The sequence below is a fragment of the Vibrio sp. 1180_3 genome (genome assembly GCF_029478545.1).
Classification (GTDB): Bacteria; Pseudomonadota; Gammaproteobacteria; order Enterobacterales; family Vibrionaceae; genus Vibrio; species Vibrio aestuarianus.
Window position 1 is genome coordinate 1 of the sequence record NZ_SJFM01000035.1, and the last position, 16,055, is coordinate 16,055.

A 16,055-nucleotide genomic window follows, 5' to 3' on the forward strand; every position below is an offset into this window, starting at 1 on the left:
CTTCAAGGCGGCAATAGACCAATTTTTTTCTGTGACTCTTCCAGAGATCGCAGGCTCTTTGACATCTCGAATTAATGATCATTTTCAGGTTCTCAAGCCTGCATCTTCAAGTTGATTCGGTATAGAAAATTTATCAAAGGGATCCATTTGACCAACAAACTGAACAATATTTGGCAATAGAGATTGTGTCATGGCGAATACCTGTGATTAATTAGTATTAATATATAATCAACAAAATAAAAAAGCATACCAATGTATGCTTTTTTTAAAATTAATCACAGAAGCGTAATACGTCGTTTTGAACTAATTAACGACTGGCAACCGGTGATTCGTCGCCTGCAAATGGTCTGCCGAAGCTTGGCGAGCTTTTTCACTATTACCAGCCATAATCGCATCGTAGATGTGGCGATGTTCATTAATACAGGTACTTCCTTCCTCAGAAGAGTGCGATATAAAGTTAACAAACATAGTGGTCAAAATGTTACCAAACGGCAGGTAGAAATCATTGCCTGTTGAGTTAAAAATCAGACTATGAAATTTTGTATCCACTTCCAACCATCGTTGTTGGTCAAACTCTTCAGCTTCAGCCACTTCACACATGGCTTGGAAAGCCGCAGAAAGTTCAATCCGTTGCTCTGCCGTTGCATTGCGAGCAGCTAAAGCACAAGCAGCAGGTTCAATGGCATATCGGAGGCCGAGAAATTGAAGACAAAATTCATCGTTGTCAGCCAACCCATCCATCCATTCGATAAGCTGAGAGTCTAAAAAGTTCCAGTAAGCTCGGTTCATAACGCGTGTGCCAATTTTTGGCCTAGACTCCAAAAGTCCTTTGGATGTCAATAATTTAACAGCCTCACGCAACGCAGTTCGACTAACACCAAACTGTTCACAAAGATCCATCTCCCCCGGAATAATCGAACCTTGGGGTAAATCACCAGAAAGAATGCCACGTGCAATTTCACGAGCAACTTGTACATGCAAACTACGTTTTGAATCAGAGATAGAATTAAAAGCACTCGCCATAGGTTACTACTTATTTTTAATATGTATTATTTAACGAAAATTATAGCACTTTATACTCAATGGCAACAAACCTACTTTCTATAAACGTGATGTATTTAAGTGCTTTTAAACTGCTATTTTGACTTTCTTGTATCAATGACATGCTCCAATCCTTGCTTGCCCCCTCTTCCACGTCATCACTATAACCAATAAGCGTGCACCAAATCACATATCTTGAGCTCAAATCACAATATTTGACCAATGGTTCAGCTTGTCATTTGAATTAACAAGGTAATATTGTATTATTTATGTCATATTGAGGAGCATTTTTGCTTGGTTTTCTAATCATTACGCTTCAAACACAGCACTGCATAAGGTGGCCACTATGTCGCTATTCTCCTTGGTTGAAGATTCTAGCCGAAGAATTCATGTACAAGTTGCTAGGCAACTAGCACGAAAAATATTATCAGGTGAGCTTAAAGAACATTATAAACTGCCTAATGAAATGACACTGTGTCAGCAGCTCGGGATCAGTCGAACTACGTTAAGAGAATCAACAAAATTGGTTTCAGCTAAGGGACTTATTGAGTCTAAGCCAAAGGTAGGCACTTTAGTTTCTCCCCGTGCACAATGGCAATTTCTAGACCCTCAATTGCTCGACTGGATTCAAGATTTAGACGATATTCAGCCTTTCCTTTCACAGTTTTTAGGATTACGAAAAGCCTTAGAACCAGAAGCTTGTGCACTTGCTGCAACCAATGCCACTGTGGAGCAACGTAAACAGCTGTCGATTTTTTTCCAAGAAATGACGCGGGCTGCTAACAGCTTTGATTACGACAGCTGGGCACTCAATGATCATCAGTTTCACCAGACTATTTTTCTGTCAACAGACAATCAATTTTACATCCCGTTTAGCAATATTTTGTCTGCTATTTTTAAACAGTTTATCGACCATTCCGCCGAAGGTGGTCGATTCTGTTTATCAGAGCACAAGGCCATTTACGATGCCATCATGACGGGTAATGCTTCTCAAGCTAGAATTGCTTCGCAACAACTGCTAGATGATGAAAACCAAAAACTCGCCCATATCGCTAGCTAACCGATAAGCGAGATATTAAATATCTATTAAACAGAAAGTTGAGCCGCAAACAACGTGAATTAACTTGCAATAAGCTAGTTGTCTTTTGCGGTTAAATATCATTGAAGTTCATTAGCGCAATACCATTGTGGCGCACAAAGCCACCTTGTTGTTGCTTTTATTTTAGGTGGTCTTTGTGTCTTCCCAATCTTACCTTCGAAAGAATCTATCACTCGCCTGGCCATTGGCGCTTAATGCCATTTTAATGCAGTCAATGTTAATGATTGATACTCTACTTGTATCTCCACTAGGTGAACTTTCTTTAGCAGCTATGGGTATCGCGACGACGATAATTGCGTTTGTATTAGGTATTCAGATGGCTTTGGCTAACGGCACTCAATTAGTACTAAGTCGCGCAGTTGGTTCTGGGTTAAATACTTCACTATCGAAGGCTTTTTTGTCTGGGTTAATCATCAATTCGTTAGCTGCCATCTTTTTCTGGCTACTGTTAACGCTGTTTGACCAATCGTTGATCCAATTACTGACCGATGATTCATCGCTTTACGTACAAATCAACAGTTACCTCAGTATTTCCAAATACCTTGTGTTATTTACCGCACTGACACAGGTGATGATCGCCCTGTTTAATGGCCTAGGAAGGACAAAAATCCCTTTCAAAGGCTACTTAATTGAAATGCCGCTCAATGCCTTACTGTCTTTTGTTTTCATACATGGATTTTCTCAATTTGAAGGCATTGGTGTTCAAGGGGCTGCACTTGGAAGTCTTATCGCGATTGGTGTCCGGTTGTTGTATCTCTCGGTTTGTTTACATTTCGGTTCACACGTTAATCTTGATATCCGCCCTCACTTACCTTCATTAGCTCGTAATATTCGCCAGCATTTCCTTGAAATTTTTCCAGTTGCGGCAAACATCACCATTCTATCGATAGGGGCCACTATCTATCAGTTAATCTATTCACAACTGAATATTAACGCTTATGTAGCGATTACACTCGTTATGCCCTGGGTTCGCGCAGGATCTCAATTTATCACGGCCTGGGCTCATTCTTCAGCGATCACCATCAGCCAAGCGATAGGCTCACGTAAAATGGATAGCCTTGTAAAAGATGTCGATACTAGTATTGATGTTGCGGTTTACATTTCCATTCTCTGTGCAGGGCTTTTTGCAGCAATAAGTGTTGTCATTGGTGATATTTACCCAGAGTTAGCGCCATCAACTTACCATGCACTGGCTGCTATTGCTCCGTTATATATCTTTTTACCTATCGTTCGAGGTTATAACACGGTGCATGGCAATGTCTTACGAGCCCTAGGAAAAACCACCGATGTCTTTAAGATTAATTTCACTGGCCAGTGGATTATTTCAATCCCGTTATGTGCGTTGATTGTGCTTGTTTTCGATGGGTCAATTTTTTGGGCCTTCGCGATTCAGCCCTTTGAAGAAATCGTTAAGATGCTGCCGTTCCGGCATTTAGCCAGAAAGTCACTGAAAGAATTCGATATGCAGAAAGCTGAAAAGCTGATGTATGACTAAATTTATAGCATTTAATAACTGAGTAGGAGAGTGAAAAATCCCCTCTCCTTCATTCTTCATTCTTTTAGTAATATCAATCTATACCCAAACAACTTGAAGTCGTAGGTAGGCGGCAAGTGAGTGAATCCCCATGAGCATAGATAAACTATGTGATTGAGGTGAGAAAACGTAGCCAACACCGCTGCAACTTCAAGTCGGAAGGGTATACAAACGTTGTATCAGCTCTTCTCACAATCAGCACGAAAGATCAACACGCCCTATTTCTAGACAAAAAATCTAAACCACGTATAGCACATACAAAAAAGCCAGATAACATCAGCTATCTGGCTTGGACTTATTTCCGATGTAATCTCTATCTTCGTTCCCGCAAAGATATGAGTGTCGAAAATATTATAGTTGGGCGAACGCACCTTCCCACGAGAACGTTTCACCACCAAACTCTACCGAATGAAGCGTATTTTGTTCATTCTCAGCTTGGTTTGAAATGCCGTAGTGGTAAGTGTTACCCGAAGTGGTCTGTATGCGGATAACAGTCCCGACACTGTTATGGCCCGCAACAGACACAGATTCAACAAGACCGCGAGCACCTACCGATGCCTCTATAGATTCGTTAAAGTAACCGTGAGTTTCTAGTACTGATGCAAACACATGGTTTTGACCAGACTGACGCAAAATAAATGCAGGTTCGCTCTTTAAGTTAAAGTCTGGATCATTTGCCCCTGTGCGAACAAAAATTACTTCACTCCCTTCAACCGCACTAGTGACCATACTGTAGTAACTGTTATCGTGTAACCAACTAACCAGTGAGCTACCTTCCACTTTACCTGACGCAACGTTCCATAGATGTTGGTAACCGTTATCTTCACCAAGTGGCTTCAACGTACTTTCGATTTGGTAATCAAAATCAGTACGAATAATTTGACCTGAATGATGGACTGGTAAGTCATACTGATGCTCTGCATCCGCTTCAATACGGTAGATATCAATCACTAGCGGTTTTTCAAATTCAGGAATTTCAGCAAGAAGCACACTGCGTTGCATATCGACGCCAGTGTAGTAGTCAGAAATAGAGCCGCTCATTCCTTGTAAAGATTTATTGTTGGCAACAAAGAAATGCTTCTGACCAAACTTAGACTCAGCCAATGCGGTATCGAAGTTGTTTTGTGTTTTTTGATCAACCGTTACTGTGTTGTGAGCGACGGTTTGCTTGCAGTAAGATTTATTTTCTGGAATGTAACGACCGCCAAATTTTGGTTCAACGTTTACCCAACGACCAAAACCATAATCGTGCAACACTTCATGACCACGGTTGAATACACTGAGGTGTAGACCGTCGTAGTGGCCGTGATCAAGCGCTGAGTGGTACTGGTGATCGCTGCCGTGTTGACCAAACCAGATCAACGCCATGGTGTCGTCGTCTTGATCGTCACGGTGACGAAGAATGCTTACGCCACCTTTCTCACCTTTAGGGCCATCGGTAACAAACAGGCTTCCCCAATTAAATGCTTTTATATTTTCTGCCTTTGCAACCGCATTAGAAAGTGTTTGACCAGATGAATGAACCCATACGTCTTGTTGGTGATTTGCCATACCAAGTAAAGTATCCGTTTGCTCGTAACGGTGGTAACACACAGACGTTGCCATGATTACGCCCTCATCATTGATAGAAATCGTTTTCGATGAATCGTTCAGTGCTGGCAATGTGCCGTCAGGGAATGCCGTTTTAAATACCGCGTAAGAGGTTGTCTTAATTACTGAATCGTTGAATTCGTAAATACCAAGCTCTGGTTGGCGACGTTCAATCGCTTCTGCAAACAGGTAGATTGGACGTAACGAGAAACGGTGGTAGTAAGGACCCTCCATGTAGTAGCCATCTGGCGAGAACAGTTGGTCAAGTTGCGCGAGGAAACCGCCGCTGACTTTGTCTAGTTTCAGGCCGTAAAGCGCTTTGTCCACTGACTCTTGATCATTTATCGCGTAACCACAGATACCTACCGCAGCCACTGCCCATAGGCCATGGTTGTGTACGATATCAAAGTCGTGTGCGTAAGTGACTACGAACATTTCAATCATCTGCTTAAGAAGATCATCTTCAATAAGACGCTTCTGCTCTTCTGAAATCGTGTGATAAATGCAGCTGTAAGCACAAGATGCGTACAGCATCCACATGTTTTCGTTCAGCGTTTGGTGGAACAGCTTACCTGGAGGATTAGAGTCACGGCTTACGTTGCTTTCAAGCGTTGGATAGACCGTTGCGTACGCGGTAAGCATATCCACGATATAATCACGATATTTCGCTTGTTCGGTAATGAGAAACAGACGACCTGCAAGATCCATATGGATATAGTTTTGCTTATGGCGATTATGCTCATAGCCGCCACCTTCACCATGACCTGGCACTTCAATGCCAACTTCCGCCATATAAGCGTCAGTTTGTTTAATATCACGCGCAAGCGCTTTTCCTAACAGGCTATCCTTGCCAAGATCTTTACGAAGCTCTGCGGCTTCTTCAAAGTTAAGTAATAGTGGTTGATAGCTCATTATTTTTTCTCCTGCCCAGCGGGACCTTGCTCTAATTGATTGATTTCTAAAGAATAGAAACCTGTCCAACTGTATGCTTTACCATGGAATTCTAAGGTATGTTTGGTGTTTTCTGTGGCACCAAGTTGATTACTGATCATCACGATTACGTCAGAAACCGCAGTCTTAATTTCGACAACGGAACCAACGTCATTATGACCAATAATAGTGATGTTTTGTACAACACCTCGCGCACTTACTGACTGTTCGAACTCTTCATTGAAGTAGCCGTGTGTCTCAAGTACTGAAGCAAACAAGGTTGATTCACCTTTACTGCGAAGGATGAATGCTGGTTCACTGCGTAAATTGAATGATGGATCATTTGCCCCAGAGCGAGTGAAGATAACTTCAGCATTGTCGTTTGAACTTGTGCCCAACCATGTGTAGTAGGTGTTGTTTTGTAGCCAACTTACCAATGCCGTTTGGCTTACTTCACCACTGGCTACGTTCCAAAGGTGTTGATAACCAAAATCGCTGCCTAAGGTATTTAATTCTTTATGAGTTTGGTATTCAAAGTTAGTACGAACAATCTGACCTGCATATTGATGGGAGTAATCGTACTGGTGCTCACCTTCACCGCCTTTTGTAGAATCTAAGCGATATAGGTCTAACAATAACGGAGATTCTAGCTCTTCAATGTTTAGCATGAATACGCTGCGTTGCATGTCAAAACCATCGTAGTGATCGTTGGCAAATGCACTCATGCCATTGACTTTCTCATCTTCTACTTTGAAGAAATGAGGCAAACCGTGTACTGAGTCTGCACGTTCAACGTCGAAGTTATTCTGACATTTTTCATCAATCGTTACTGCGTTATGAGCAATGGTCTGACGAGCGTACGATTTGTTTTCGTCTAGGTAACGGCCGCCGAATTTAGGCTCAACATTAACCCAACGACAGAAGCCGTATTCACGCAGTACTTCATGACCGCGGTTAAAAAACGAAATACCGAGCGTGTCAAAGTTGCCATGACCCATACCATGCTGACCGTAGTTCATCACCAGTTGAGACACATCGCCTTTTTTATCCTGCATACGGATAAAGCCTTGTGCGCCCTTATCACCATTAGGACCTTCATTAAGCTCAACACTTGGCCAAAAAGGCATGCCAATTTCACGCTGAGCCGTTGCTTTCTCATACGCTTGTGACAACTCTAAACCACACGAATGCATCCATACTGAATTTTGAATTTTCGCCATGCCTAAAATATTATTATCAACACCACCAGAGTCTTGAGATCCGTAGTGTTTTGCATAAACACTTAACGCAACCTGCACACCCATATCAGTGATGCCCATGGTACGTGAAGCATCATTTAATGCAGGGAACTCTCCGTTCGGATACGCGGTGGCAAGTAATGCCTGTACTGTATTGCCAATCACTTTGTCTTTATAATTATAAATATCAATTTCAGGCATATGGCGGTGAATCACTTCCGCAAACACACAGGTCGGTCTAATCGCATAACGGTGATAGTAAGGCCCTTCCATGTAGTAGCCAGAAGGCGCGAACAATTGTGAAATCTGCGCTAGGAAACCACCCGTTTCATTACGCTCTAAGCCATAGACCGACATGTCTAAGTACTTACGTTTACCAATCGCCAAACCACAAATACCAACCGCCGCCACAGCCCAAATGCCGTGGTTATGAATTCGGTCAAAGTCATGAGCGTATTTAACGGTAAACATGTCCAACATAGGTTCAAAAATACGCGTCACAACAGTGTGGCGTTCCTGCTCGGTCATGCTAGAAGCAATGCATGAGTAGGCTAAACTCGTAAACATCAACCAACAATGCTCATTCAAAATTTGGTGAAATAAGCGTCCCGTTGGATTGGTGTTTTTCTGAACATGAAAATCAAACGTGAGGTATTTTTCGGCATAAATCGCTAATAAATCACGGACAAATTTCGCGTATTTATCCTCTTTAGTGATCAAGAAAAGACGACCGGCTAAGTTCATGTACGTATAGTTTTGTTTATGGCGGTTGTGTTCATAACCACCCGCTTCACCATGTCCAGGAACATCAAGTGGCAAACGCATAAATGCCTCCACCTCTTTCTTATACGCTTCAATAGTTTTCCCCATTAAGCTAGGGCGTCCTATTTCTTGGTGAAGCTGCTCTATTTCTGCATTCGTCAGCAAAATTGGTTGTGTCGTCATAATTTTTGTCACCCTCTTACTAAAGAGATTCGTTTCTTAAACTCCGCATAAAGTAATACAATATGAGATTAAATCATACTAAATACTCGTTAAATAATGAAGGAAATCACAAATTTCCCTTTTAAACGAGGCTGTTCATACAGCTACCAAAAGATCAATGAAAATACAACCAACTGATTATAAACAAAAAAATGAGATGAGATTGATTAGCATCACACAATAAAAACATATTGTATTATTTATTGTGGATTTGGTTATAATACCCAGCATGAAAATTTGATTCGATATTTGCTTAGGAGAACCTACATGAACCATTTCTTTAATTTGCAAGAAAATCCTTGGGAAGAGTTGGGCGGTGGCATCAAGCGTAAAATTGTTGGTTACACTGACGAGCTAATGGCTGTCCATCTATGTTTTGATAAAGGTGCTATTGGGGCTCCGCACGCACACGAAATTCATGACCAAATTGGTTATGTAGTAAGCGGTAGCTTTGAAGCTGAAGTCGATGGTGTAAAAAAAGTACTTAAAGCTGGTGATGCTTATATCGCACCTAAGCACTTTGTGCACGGTGCAGTTGCTCTTGAGCAAGACAGTATATTACTTGATATGTTTTCTCCTGCTCGTGCAGACTTCCTGAGTTAACACAACCAACACCGCTGATTAAGGTAAGAATATGAACTCTGTAAAGATCGCCGTCATTGGTGAGTGCATGGTTGAACTGCAAAAAAAAGCGGGTGCATTTACCCAGTCTTTTGGTGGTGACACGCTAAATACGGCTTTGTATCTGTCTCGACTAACAAAAGCACAACAAGTACAAACCAATTACGTTACGGCACTCGGCCAAGACCCATTTAGCGAAACCATGATTCAGAAATGGCAAGCTGAGGGACTAAACACCGAGCTTGTTTTGCGTATTGAAAATAAACAACCTGGGCTTTATTACATCGAAACCGATAGTACTGGTGAGCGTAGCTTTATGTATTGGCGTAATGATGCTGCGGCAAAATACCTATTTGATCAAACAAGCTCCCCTACGCTCGTGGATAAATTATTCGAGTTCGATGCTATCTACCTAAGCGGTATTACATTAGCAATTCTCACAGAAAACGGCCGCAATACTCTGTTTAGCTTCTTAGAGGCATACAAAGCAAAAGGGGGGCAAGTTATTTTTGATAACAACTACCGTCCTAAACTGTGGAATAGCCAGCGAGAAGCTATCGAAAACTATACAAAAATGCTTACGTTTACGCACACGGCCCTACTAACCTTTGATGATGAGCAGCTGCTTTATGGTGACCTCTATCTTGAACAGTGTATTGACCGTACGACTCAAGCTGGCGTAAAAGAAATTGTTATCAAACGTGGCAGTAAAGACTGCTTGGTGATTGATGCCGAATGTGCACAGTATGTACCAGCAACACGTGTCGATAACGTGGTCGATACCACAGCCGCTGGTGACTCATTTAGTGCTGGATACTTGGCAAAACGCCTGTGTGGTGGAACACCAAAAGAATCTGCATTTGCTGGGCATACCGTCGCTGGTAGTGTTATTCAGCATCACGGCGCTATCATCCCAGAGCAAGCTATGCCAAAGCTATCCTTATAATATTTTTAATAAACCTCTTAACTGAGGTTTATTTTGCTTACAAAGAGATAAAACCATGTCGACATTAAACGAGCAACTTTCTGCACTCAAAGTTATCCCTGTTATCGCTATTAACAAAGTGGAAGATGCAATCCCACTGGGCCGAGCACTGATGGAAAATGGTATGCCTTGTGCAGAAATCACCTTCCGTACTCCTTGTGCTGCTGAAGCAATTCGTACAATGCGTGATGAATTTCCAGAAATGTTAATCGGTGCAGGCACGATTTTAACTAACGATCAAGTAGACCAAGCCATCGAAGCTGGTGTCGACTTTATTGTTAGCCCTGGTTTTAACCCACGGACGGTTCAATATTGTTTGGATAAGAATATTCCAATCGTACCTGGCGTTAATAACCCAAGTTTAGTTGAGCAAGCAATGGAGATGGGACTACGCACCTTGAAGTTTTTCCCAGCCGAGCCTTCTGGCGGTGTGAATATGTTAAAAGCGTTATCAGCAGTATACCCCGTAAAATTCATGCCAACCGGTGGCGTAAGTCTAAACAATATCGATGACTACTTATCTGTATCATCAGTACTTGCATGTGGTGGCACTTGGATGGTTCCAACTCAACTGATTGATCAAGGTCAATGGGAAGAGCTAGGCACATTAGTTCGTGATGCCGTCGCTCACGTTAACGCGTAAGTTTATTTTTATTCTGTCCGGCCTCTTGCACCTCTTTACGCAAGGGGCTTTTTTCTCTCCTCGCTATCTATCTTGTCTATTTCCCTATTCGCGTAATATCCATACATCGCCTTATCAAATCACGAAGTTTAGTAATACAATTAAAGGGTGGTAATGTTTCCCATTTCGTATTAACTCATCAAAAACCCCATAAAACATGCAAAAAAGGCCGTGCAAACAAACTTTAACGGTAAAAATGGTGAGATTAAGATCACGATAAAGAGTTATTGTACTACAAATAAACCAGACGATAAGATAGTATACGTCTTAGATAATTGACTTAAACCTTTAAGGCTGAAAAATGACTATTGATACTATCGTGGTACTCGCCTACTTCATGTTCTTAATTGCTATTGGGTGGATGTTTAGAAAATTCACCACCTCAACTAGCGATTATTTTCGTGGGGGCGGCAAAATGTTGTGGTGGATGGTGGGTGCAACTGCCTTCATGACACAATTTTCAGCATGGACGTTTACAGGAGCTGCAGGACGCGCATTCAGTGACGGTTTCGTCGTTGTAATCCTTTTCTTAGCCAACGCATTTGGCTATTTCATGAACTACATCTACTTTGCTCCAAAATTCCGTCAACTGCGGGTCGTGACGGCTATTGAAGCCATTCGTCAACGTTTCGGAAAAACATCTGAGCAATTCTTTACATGGGCAGGCATGCCAGATAGCCTCATATCTGCCGGGATTTGGCTAAATGGTCTAGCCATTTTTGTTGCAGCAGTATTCAATATTCCCATGGAAGCAACCATCATCTTTACTGGTGTGGTACTGGTCATTATGGCAGTAACTGGTGGTTCTTGGGCTGTCGTTGCCTCTGACTTTATGCAAATGCTCGTCATTATGGCAGTAACGATCACTTGTGCAATCGCAGCTTATTTCCATGGCGGCGGCATTGGAAACATCGTTGAAAACTTCAATGGTGATTTCATGTTCGGTAATAACCTGAACTATGTCAGCATTTTTATTCTTTGGGTGGTGTTCATTTTCGTCAAACAATTCGGTGTTATGAACAACAGCATCAACGCATACCGTTATCTATGTGCAAAAGACAGTGAAAATGCGCGTAAAGCGGCAGGACTGGCTTGTATATTAATGATTGTCGGACCGCTTATCTGGTTCCTACCACCTTGGTATGTAAGCGCATTTATGCCAGACTTCGCATCTCAATATGCTTCAATGGGCAACAAAGCTGGTGATGCCGCTTATTTGGCATTCGTTCAAAACATCATGCCTGCTGGTATGGTTGGCTTACTGATGTCTGCAATGTTTGCAGCAACCATGTCTTCAATGGACTCAGGCTTGAACCGTAACGCTGGTATCTTTGTATGTAATTTCTATCAACCTATTTTACGTAAAAACGCCACACAGAAAGAATTGGTGATGGTTAGTAAATTAACGACCATTATGATGGGTATCATCATCATTGCGATTGGCCTATTTATTAACTCTCTACGCCATTTAAGCCTATTTGATATCGTATTAAACGTAGGCGCTTTGATTGGCTTCCCAATGCTGATCCCTGTGCTTCTAGGTATGTGGGTACGCAAAACTCCAGATTGGGCGGGTTGGACAACGCTGATCATTGGTGGTGTCGTCTCTTATGTGTTTGGTATTTCACTACAAGCAAGCGACATTGAGCATCTATTTGGTCTTGACCAAGCTCTAACAGGCCGTGAATGGGCTGATCTGAAAGTTGGTCTTAGCTTAGCGGCTCACGTAGTTCTAACTGGTGGTTTCTTCTTACTCACCACACGCTTCTACAAAGGCTTGTCACCTGAACGTGAGAAAGAAGTTGACCAACTGTTTGAAAACTGGAATACGCCACTTATTGCGCAAGGTGAAGAGCAACAGAATTTGGATACAAAACAGCGTTCAATGCTAGGTAACCTTATCTGTGTTGCGGGCTTTGGTGTTCTGATAATGGCGCTCATTCCTAACGAACCAACGGGCCGCTTATTGTTCTTGCTGTGTGGCTCTATCGTGTTAACTGTTGGGATATTGTTGGTCAATGCTGCACGTAAAAATTCGGTTACAAGTAAAGAGTCTGCCATTTAAATAAGTCTCTTCATTATCTAGTCAAATCCCGCCATATTCGGCGGGATTTTTAGTATCATGCTAGAAACTCATTCAATTCAAAGAACTTTTAGTAAGGCGGAAGTAGTTCGTTTCGGTTTAGTTCATGTTTATCATCGATAGATTTCGCAAATTTAGCTATCGTCGTAAAATCATCAGTCACCCATACTTTTTTACTTGTGAAATCCGAAGGTAACTCAGAGAAATTTTTCTCTTTTTTGCTTGCAACTAAGGTTAGGTATCCCCACGACTCCAAATTAGCAAGCGGCTCCAATGAAAGTGTCACTAGCTCTTCAGTATCGCCCCAATTAGGCTTAATCGTAAGACGAGGTGTGTAGTCTCGAGTTTTTACTACCCATTTATCAGGTAGACGTTTGCCGCTATCCCACCACGCGCCATCCATATCATTCATTATTTTTTCAGTACGATCGTAATCTTGGGCACCTAGCTCTTGAAGCTTACGTTGAAACACTTCCGTGAATGCCACTTGGTATGTTTCTTTCGTCAGCTCTGGCAAGTTTTGCAATACCTCTATGGCAATGATAGAACCTAGCATGTTTGAATAGAGATCTTCAGGAGAGAATGCCGAAGGGTACTCTTTAAACCCCTTCACAGATGTGAACCCAAACCATTGTGCAATTTCATGCCACTGAGCAAGACGAAAAGCGAGAAGTGCACTTAACTGTATTTCAGCCAATTTTTGTTCATCAGCCGTCATTCCAACGGTTTGTTGGGTCAAGTTGATAACACGGCTACGCAATTCATCGTCTAAGACAATTTGCATATCCGTTCCTAGGTTATCTTTAATTTGTGTGTACAAAAATGCAGTATAGTCCGCGGTATCTCGAACATGAGCAGTATCGATAATTCCGCCTTTGCTAGTATAAATCAGGCCATTTTTTTCATCGCCAGTTCCCAATAAGCTACTTGTAACACCCTGGCTGCCATCGTTGTACCTGTGTTGTTCTAGGTCAGACAGTTCAACAATGTTATCCACTTTAAAAAAGGGAACTGGAATCACACCTAACTCAGACTTCATATGAATACCAAAGGCGCAGCAAGGTCTAAGTCCTGTGGGAGCGACGCTTTCAGCAGCAAAGCTTGGTGCATTTACTAGTAATAAGTTGAGGGCTATAACCAATTTTAATTTCATCTTTTACCTTTTGATTACGACTTAAGTCAGAATGCTTCATGAATATTGAAATAGAGGGTTCATCGGGTTTGATTAAAAACGTGTATCGAGCGTAATAAATAAGCCTTATTCCCTACTTATCGGGCAAGCATCACAAGTTAAAGGCAAATAACTTGCGAACTTCGGTGCATTATGCACACCTAACAACAATTTTCAATGAGTATACCTTTAGATCGGCCTGTGCGGCAGTGAACTATACAATTGTAAGTTCCGTCAGGACGTTCAGCAGCGGTAAGTTAAGTATTTAAACAACGGCATTGAGTCACTGAGGATATTGAACAAGGGGTAGTTAGATTTTTGGCTGAGGACGGAAGAGCCTGCCACACTAGTACAGACATGCTAGCGTTGAGTAGTAGCTTTATTACGCCTTCATCCACGTTTGCGAAAGAACCCCGACATATGGCACGTATTATTTTTAATGCTTTGATTTTATCTGATTTTTCCAGAATTGATCTTTTGGCTTTTGGGATGAATTTGCGCCAGTGTTGAGATCAATAATATCATCTATGTTTTTTTTGATTCGTATTGAACAAGTGTCCGAGATATCCCGACCTTTACTTAATTGAACGTATTTCACATTCCCTCTTACTTGTATTTTAAATCCTCTATAGTAATAGTACATGTTATTACCTAGCTTTTTGGGGAGGTGTGGCTGATTATAGCGCAAGCCAATATGCGCGCTAATTCATATTGATGTACTTTTTGATGTTGATATTGGAATTTTGGGTCATGTCACAAAGTTTCATCCCTTAGCTTAGAATCTACGCAATACTCATATCTCACTCTGAATTTTAATATTTAAAGGCTGCCATTTTCCTTCAGAAGTCATGATTGAAACCATCCGCTATGACCTCGCATACAAACTCAGTGACGGGGAATTGAATAAATTCAACGAGAGCGAGGGATGAATGTTGACCATGCCACCATTCATCGTTGGTCTATCAAATTATGGTCTCCTATCAATCAACTGGCTAAGGTCTGCCATTGTATTGCGAGAAAAACTTTGGGTTGGGCACTGCTCGCTTTTTACACGAGATATTTTACACGATACATTCTTGGTTAAAACAACGGCTATTTTAATTGCCAAATTTAACTCTAATAACTCAATAAGTTGGCCGCTACAATCAGTAAAAATATGAACATCGTTATTGTTTAATACAGAACGGATAGTCCACTGTGGAGCCGCCCCATATTCTACGATGATGATTTCATCCAATAAATCCTGAGCTATTGTTTCTTTTATTTCATCAATATTCACGCTTTCTATCCTTAGAAAAATAAATGTCACTCTATAAATATTATTCAATATATAAATCAGTCCAGTCGAATTATTTTATTCATAAATCTTAAGCCAGCCACAAAATATGAGTTTTGTGGCATAAATTCACTTGCCATAGTGACTGCTTTTTTAGACAGTAAACCTGCATTTTGACCTTATCTGACTATCCTTATCAGAATAGTGCTCATGCTTACATGCTTTTGACGCATCCTTGGTGAAGCGTCTTTTTTTTTGGCGTCCCCTAAAAAGGAAAGTGATATGAAAAAAAACCGTCCAAAAGCTAATTCAGAGCAATACAGGCTTTACCTAAAAGGAAGCGCAATTAAACGTCATCCCGACGATAACAAGGTAATGGCCACCCGAAAGCGAATTGAAGAGCTCAAAGAAAAACGAGCTTTTGAGAAGTAATGGGAGTGGTAAAGCCAGCGTTTTAATAAAAGTCCGAGTTTTAGGGCTTAACGTACGAAATTGAAGTGCAATGAAAACGCCTCATGGCAACTCGATGAAACTTACGTCAAGGTGAGAGGAAAATGGTTCTATCTTTATCGTGCCATCAATCTTTTCCTAGTTGAGACTCAAATCAGTTGATCTACCAATAGAACTCTTGTTCATAAAGGTTCCGATAACCTTATCATGCATTTCTTCTGACTTTGAAAAACCGATGTTCTTACGAACTAAACGCTTAAGTCTGGAATGTAACATCAGATTGGTTCGCTCTATGCGTTGCGTAACCCTCTAACTTCGCTCTGAAAATTGTGAGCTAAACTTGGGTGGGATTTGATAACGAAAGCACCATG

Annotated in this window: 12 protein-coding genes and 3 pseudogenes; 9 read left to right on the forward strand and 6 right to left on the reverse strand. The window is 41.5% G+C overall.

Features of this window, described 5'->3' with window-relative positions:
* Window positions 1–115: pseudogene (locus EYW48_RS17290) on the forward strand (IS630 family transposase); the annotation flags it as partial.
* A gap of 188 nt (window positions 116–303) precedes the next feature.
* On the opposite strand, the gene EYW48_RS17295 reads toward EYW48_RS17290, so the two are convergent.
* The gene (locus tag EYW48_RS17295; protein WP_053309418.1) at window positions 304–1,023 is read right to left on the reverse strand and encodes a FadR/GntR family transcriptional regulator; all 720 of its coding nucleotides are present in this window, start codon (window positions 1,021–1,023) and stop codon (window positions 304–306) included.
* Between the two features lie 364 nt (window positions 1,024–1,387).
* On the opposite strand from EYW48_RS17295, the gene EYW48_RS17300 reads away from it, so the two are divergent.
* Together EYW48_RS17300 and EYW48_RS17305 are read left to right on the forward strand one after the other, a co-directional pair.
* A complete protein-coding gene (locus tag EYW48_RS17300) occupies window positions 1,388–2,101 on the forward strand; it encodes a FadR/GntR family transcriptional regulator (RefSeq protein WP_053309417.1) in 714 nt (237 codons plus the stop codon).
* A 166-nt stretch (window positions 2,102–2,267) separates the two neighbouring features.
* On the forward strand, window positions 2,268–3,635 hold the full coding sequence (locus EYW48_RS17305; RefSeq protein ID WP_171981124.1) for an MATE family efflux transporter: 1,368 nt from the start codon (window positions 2,268–2,270) through the stop codon (window positions 3,633–3,635).
* 390 nt (window positions 3,636–4,025) lie between these two features.
* Here EYW48_RS17305 and EYW48_RS17310 read toward each other — a convergent pair whose 3' ends face one another.
* Both EYW48_RS17310 and EYW48_RS17315 read right to left on the reverse strand, forming a co-directional pair.
* Complete coding sequence (locus tag EYW48_RS17310; protein WP_172532371.1) at window positions 4,026–6,176, reverse strand: heparinase II/III family protein; 2,151 nt, start codon at window positions 6,174–6,176, stop codon at window positions 4,026–4,028.
* The gene (locus EYW48_RS17315) at window positions 6,176–8,377 is read right to left on the reverse strand and encodes a heparinase II/III family protein (protein ID WP_171981122.1); all 2,202 of its coding nucleotides are present in this window, start codon (window positions 8,375–8,377) and stop codon (window positions 6,176–6,178) included. The genes EYW48_RS17310 and EYW48_RS17315 overlap by 1 nt, the downstream gene beginning before the upstream one ends.
* Window positions 8,378–8,683: 306 nt before the next feature.
* Between EYW48_RS17315 and EYW48_RS17320 the strand changes: the two genes are divergently transcribed.
* The 4 genes from EYW48_RS17320 to EYW48_RS17335 all read left to right on the forward strand — a co-directional run bounded on the left by EYW48_RS17320 (window position 8,684) and on the right by EYW48_RS17335 (window position 12,769).
* Complete coding sequence (locus tag EYW48_RS17320) at window positions 8,684–9,019, forward strand: cupin domain-containing protein (RefSeq protein WP_171981121.1); 336 nt, start codon at window positions 8,684–8,686, stop codon at window positions 9,017–9,019.
* Window positions 9,020–9,050: 31 nt separating this feature from the next.
* The gene (locus tag EYW48_RS17325) at window positions 9,051–9,983 is read left to right on the forward strand and encodes a sugar kinase (protein WP_171981120.1); all 933 of its coding nucleotides are present in this window, start codon (window positions 9,051–9,053) and stop codon (window positions 9,981–9,983) included.
* Window positions 9,984–10,038: 55 nt separating this feature from the next.
* Window positions 10,039–10,665: a bifunctional 4-hydroxy-2-oxoglutarate aldolase/2-dehydro-3-deoxy-phosphogluconate aldolase gene (locus tag EYW48_RS17330; protein ID WP_053309412.1), complete on the forward strand. Its 627-nt coding sequence runs from the start codon at window positions 10,039–10,041 to the stop codon at window positions 10,663–10,665.
* 340 nt (window positions 10,666–11,005) lie between these two features.
* Window positions 11,006–12,769 (forward strand): transporter, encoded by a 1,764-nt coding sequence (locus EYW48_RS17335; protein WP_277432730.1) that lies wholly within the window; start codon window positions 11,006–11,008, stop codon window positions 12,767–12,769.
* A gap of 88 nt (window positions 12,770–12,857) precedes the next feature.
* Here the strand turns inward: EYW48_RS17335 and EYW48_RS17340 are convergent, their stop codons facing one another.
* Together EYW48_RS17340 and EYW48_RS17345 are read right to left on the reverse strand one after the other, a co-directional pair.
* Window positions 12,858–13,940, reverse strand: a complete 1,083-nt coding sequence (locus EYW48_RS17340; protein ID WP_277432731.1) for a DUF4056 domain-containing protein — start codon at window positions 13,938–13,940, stop codon at window positions 12,858–12,860.
* 985 nt (window positions 13,941–14,925) lie between these two features.
* The gene (locus EYW48_RS17345) at window positions 14,926–15,237 is read right to left on the reverse strand and encodes a hypothetical protein (protein ID WP_277432732.1); all 312 of its coding nucleotides are present in this window, start codon (window positions 15,235–15,237) and stop codon (window positions 14,926–14,928) included.
* A gap of 279 nt (window positions 15,238–15,516) precedes the next feature.
* On the opposite strand from EYW48_RS17345, the gene EYW48_RS17350 reads away from it, so the two are divergent.
* On the forward strand, window positions 15,517–15,666 hold the full coding sequence (locus tag EYW48_RS17350) for a hypothetical protein (protein WP_261927395.1): 150 nt from the start codon (window positions 15,517–15,519) through the stop codon (window positions 15,664–15,666).
* 75 nt (window positions 15,667–15,741) lie between these two features.
* A pseudogene (locus EYW48_RS17355) lies at window positions 15,742–15,816 on the forward strand (DDE-type integrase/transposase/recombinase); the annotation flags it as partial.
* A gap of 6 nt (window positions 15,817–15,822) precedes the next feature.
* Here the strand turns inward: EYW48_RS17355 and EYW48_RS17360 are convergent.
* Window positions 15,823–15,993 (reverse strand): annotated as a pseudogene (locus EYW48_RS17360) (IS1 family transposase); the annotation flags it as partial.
* Between the last annotated feature and the right edge of the window lie 62 nt (window positions 15,994–16,055).

Coding starts and splice junctions, on each gene's coding strand:
- EYW48_RS17295 (WP_053309418.1), bottom strand. CDS start 1,023: ATGGCGAGTGCTTTTAATTCTATCTCTGATTCAAAACGTAGTTTGCAT.
- EYW48_RS17325 (WP_171981120.1), top strand. CDS start 9,051: ATGAACTCTGTAAAGATCGCCGTCATTGGTGAGTGCATGGTTGAACTG.
- EYW48_RS17340 (WP_277432731.1), bottom strand. CDS start 13,940: ATGAAATTAAAATTGGTTATAGCCCTCAACTTATTACTAGTAAATGCA.
- EYW48_RS17320 (WP_171981121.1), top strand. CDS start 8,684: ATGAACCATTTCTTTAATTTGCAAGAAAATCCTTGGGAAGAGTTGGGC.
- EYW48_RS17310 (WP_172532371.1), bottom strand. CDS start 6,176: ATGAGCTATCAACCACTATTACTTAACTTTGAAGAAGCCGCAGAGCTT.
- EYW48_RS17300 (WP_053309417.1), top strand. CDS start 1,388: ATGTCGCTATTCTCCTTGGTTGAAGATTCTAGCCGAAGAATTCATGTA.
- EYW48_RS17335 (WP_277432730.1), top strand. CDS start 11,006: ATGACTATTGATACTATCGTGGTACTCGCCTACTTCATGTTCTTAATT.
- EYW48_RS17330 (WP_053309412.1), top strand. CDS start 10,039: ATGTCGACATTAAACGAGCAACTTTCTGCACTCAAAGTTATCCCTGTT.
- EYW48_RS17315 (WP_171981122.1), bottom strand. CDS start 8,377: ATGACGACACAACCAATTTTGCTGACGAATGCAGAAATAGAGCAGCTT.
- EYW48_RS17350 (WP_261927395.1), top strand. CDS start 15,517: ATGAAAAAAAACCGTCCAAAAGCTAATTCAGAGCAATACAGGCTTTAC.